A 1,144-nucleotide genomic window follows, 5' to 3' on the forward strand; every position below is an offset into this window, starting at 1 on the left:
GTGCAATGCATGAGCAATGCACAAGCAATGCATACGCAATGCACGAGCAATGCTTGGAAATGCACAATAACATTAACAATAACAATAACAAAAAAAATAAAAATATTATTTTATCAAAAAGAGAAATTGATTTTGAAAATTTAGAAACAAACGATTTGGTTGAAACGGCAATCGAGTGTGATGATGTTCAATCAGAACAAATCAAAACGATAGAAACCAAACAACCAATCATTCACGAGCAAAATACCAACACTTCAAACAAAGCTAACAACCGATGGCAAATTGACGAAGCGATGATTGCGAAATTGCCTTCACGAAAAGTTAAAAAGGTTGGAAAACAACTTTCAGAAATCGTTGATAAGATAATGCCTGCTTATTTTCCAGAGAAAGCAAACTTTTTTGAAGGAACAAAGAAAATAAGGGAAAAACAAGAAGTTGAAAGAATACTAGAAGATTTCAAACCCGATTTTCAATACGCAACTGAACAAGGATTAACGCATGATGAAGCCTTATCAGAATTTGAAAAATTTGTACGCTTTTCAAAATCCAACCCATGTCGAAATGCAAATGAACGCGATTGGCAAAGCGCTTGGGATAATTGGATTACGCATCCAGAATATGGATTGGTAATTAAGAAACACAAAAAATCAGAAGTGAAAAAACTATATGAAAGCGCATGTTATAAACCACCGTCAAACAATTTCGCAAATAACCTTTCAGAAAGCTTCAATCAACTTGCAACAGCGATCTACGCTTAAAGACACTATGGATCCGAAAAAAACAGCAAAGTAGTGAAGTTTGCTGATGATTTTGAGAATAGACATGCGTTTAAATTGACAGAAAGGCACCGTACAGAGCGATTTAAAGATTTTGTGATAAAAAACCACATTGAAATTAAAAACGCTTCTGTACGGTCCATTTTGAGGCAAATAAACCCATTGGTAAAGTTATGGATTTAGATAGGGGATATTAAACCAAATGTTTTTAAGAAAACGTAAACAGAAGGGGGGAAAAAGTTTGTTGCAACAGCGGTTGGATATGCACCATGGGGATTAGGGGTAGCAGAGTATTTTTACAATCTTTACGAATATGATGATGGTACAAGAGAATATGAAGAATTTGACGGTGGTCAGTATCATGAGAT

Annotated in this window: 1 protein-coding gene; it reads left to right on the plus strand. The window is 34.8% G+C overall.

Annotated features, from left to right (window positions below; translation table 11 throughout):
• Positions 1-758: hypothetical protein (locus tag ACFINX_RS10125; protein ID WP_375668800.1), on the plus strand; the 758-nt coding region annotated here is incomplete at its 5' end.
• Positions 759-1,144: the final 386 nt, after the last annotated feature.

The sequence above is a fragment of the Bartonella sp. AP36NXGY genome, from assembly GCF_042195865.1.
Taxonomy (GTDB): domain Bacteria; phylum Pseudomonadota; class Alphaproteobacteria; order Rhizobiales; family Rhizobiaceae; genus Bartonella.